At 73.7% G+C, this 2656-nt stretch carries 1 pseudogene; it reads left to right on the top strand.

From position 1 onward, the window contains the following. Positions 1–2656 (top strand): annotated as a pseudogene (locus AC27IQ_RS22165) (hypothetical protein); the annotation flags it as partial.

Raw genomic sequence — 2656 nt, 5'->3', positions numbered from 1 at the left:
CCATGCTGCAGCCCGTGCCGGTGAGCGAAGTGCGCGTGCGCGACAGCCTGAACCGGCTCACCCGCTACCACTTCGAAGGCGCGGGCGGAGACAAGCGCCTGGTGCGGCTCGTGCTGCCCGATGGCGCCGAGCAGCGCGACCGCTACGACAGCGCGGGCCGGCGCGTGGCGCACACCGATCCGCTGGGGCGCACCACCTGGTGGCGCTACGACGGCGCCGGGCGGCTGCTGGGCACGCAGCACCCCGACGGGCGCAGCACCCGCTATCGCTGGGGCGAGGCAGGCTCGGCGCAGGACGGCCTGCTGCTGCAGAGCGTGGGCCTGGGGGCGCTGCCAACCCACATGGACTACGACGCCTGGGGCCGGCTGCGGCAGGTGACCGTGGGCGATCCCCAGGGCCTGGATGCCCCGGCCCTGGCCACCCGCTTCGAATACGCCCCCCTCACGGCCGAGGGCGCCATCGACCTCGCCACGCAGCCCTGGTGCGACCAGCCCGTGGCCGTCATCGACGCGCAGGGCGGGCGCAAGGAACTGGCCTACAACGGCTGCGGGCAACTCACGCGCCACACCGACTGCTCGGGCCGGGTGCATGCCTGGCACTACGGCGCCTTTGGCGAAGTGCGCGAGAGCATCGATGCCCTGAACCAGCGCACGCGCTACCAGTACGACGGCGCGGGCCGGCCCACCCGCGTCATGGCGCCCGACGGCTCGCAGGTGCAATACCGCTGGGGCCCGAACGGCCAATTGCAGGCGGCCACGCACAGTGCGCAGCCCGTGGGGGAGGGGGATGCCGAGGGCCACAGCGCCTTGCCCAGCACCTCCGTCACCTACGGGCACGACCTGTGGGGCCGCGTCGTCGCGCAAACCCAGGCCGGCCAGGGATTCGCGCTGCGCTACGACGTGGCGGGCCGTCTGGTGGAGCTCATCAACGAGAACCAGGCCGTCACCCGCTTCGTGCACGACGTGCAGGACCGGCTGGTGCAAGAGGTGGGATTCGACGGGCGCGTGCAGGTCTATGGCTACGACGCGGCCGGCCAGCTTGTGCACAAGAGCGACGGGCACGGGCAGGGCCACCACCCGGGCGTGCAGGGAATGGCCGGGCAAGGAATGGCCGGGCAGGGGACGGCCGCCCAAGGGCTGGGTGCCACCGTGAGGAGCCGCAACCACCACGATGCGGGCGGGCGCATCGTGGCCCGCGTCCTGGTCCGCTCCCCGGGCCTGCCAAGCGCGCAGGGCAACGACACCAGCGCCCATGACCGCGGCGAGAGCCTGCAGATCCAGGCCTACGAGTACGACGACCGCGGCGCCCTCGCCGTGGCCCGCACGTGGAGCGCGCACCTGCCCTGGGCGGCAGAACAAGGCCGCGCCCACCCCCAGACCCACGTCCAGACCCACGTCCAAACCCTGGGCGAGCAATGGCTGGACGCGCCCGCCCCGCTGCTGCAAGCCCTGCTGGCCCTGGGCGCAACCTCTGCCGCAGAGCCCGATCCGGCCCTGGCCGAAGCCGCGCAGCGCCTGCAGGCCGAGCGCCTCATCGCCGACACCCGCGTGGCCCTGGAGCGCGATGCCTTCGGGCGGTCCACGGGCGAGGCGCAGACCCTGTACCGGCAGGCGCATGCCGCGCCCCTGCTGGGCGGCGAACCAGAGCCCGAGTTCGAACACCGCATCGCGCACCGCCTGGGGGCGCTGGGGCAGCGGCTGGGCAGCCAGCTGCAGGGCCTGGGCGCGCTGGACTGGCTGGCCTACGGCTCGGGCCACGTGCACGGGCTGCTGCTGGACAAGACCCCGGTGCTGGCCATCGAACGCGATGCGCTGCACCGGGAGGTCGCGCGCACCCTGCAACTGGACAGCGCCACGGATCTGACCCATGCCGCAGTCACCCAGACCCGGCGCCTGGACCCCATGGGCCGGCTGCTGCAGCAGGACTGGCAAGGCCTGCCCTCGGCAGGATTGGCGCAGGCACCGGGCCCGCTCGCCGCCCTGTCCGTGCGCCGCTACACCTACGACGCGCTGGGCCAACTGGTGGGCGTGCAGACCCCGTTGGATGCCACGCGCTACCACTACGACGTGCACCAGCGCCTGATCGGCGTGGCGCATGCGGCCGCCGACGCCGTGCAGCAGCGGCGCTGGCGGCTCGATCCGGCGGGCAACCGGCTGCCGGACCCCTCGGGCCAGGACGCGGCCCCGGGTGCGGACCGCCAGGACTGGGCGAGCCAGGTGCAGCAGAACCTGCACGACCCGGGCTTCGATCTGCTGCAGCCGCAGGGCGTGCGCCAGGCCGCGCGGGCGGGCCGGTGCAGCAGTGGCCGGGCAACCGCATCGGCTGGAGCAACGGCGGGGCGGGAGCCGGTGCGGTTGCCGGTGCGCAGGGGGGCACCCTGCAGTACCGCTACGACGCCTTCGGCAACCGGGTGCAGGCGCAGCACGCCGATGGGCGCACGCTGCGGCTGGAGTACGACGCGCTGCACCAGTTGGCGGCGGTGTCCGAGCAGGCGCCGGGCGAGCCGGGCTGGACACCGGTGGCGCGCTACCGCTACGACGCGTTCGGGCGGCGTCTGGGCAAGACCGTGGTCCGCGAAGGACATCAGGAGAGCACCCACTACGGCTGGGACGGCGACCGGCTGGTGCACACGCAAGATGGGCAAGGCATCCGGCAC

This window comes from Acidovorax sp. KPB24-07 (assembly GCF_057543315.1).
The sequence above is the reverse complement of the archived record's forward strand: the minus strand, read 5'-3'. Positions and strand labels throughout refer to the sequence as shown.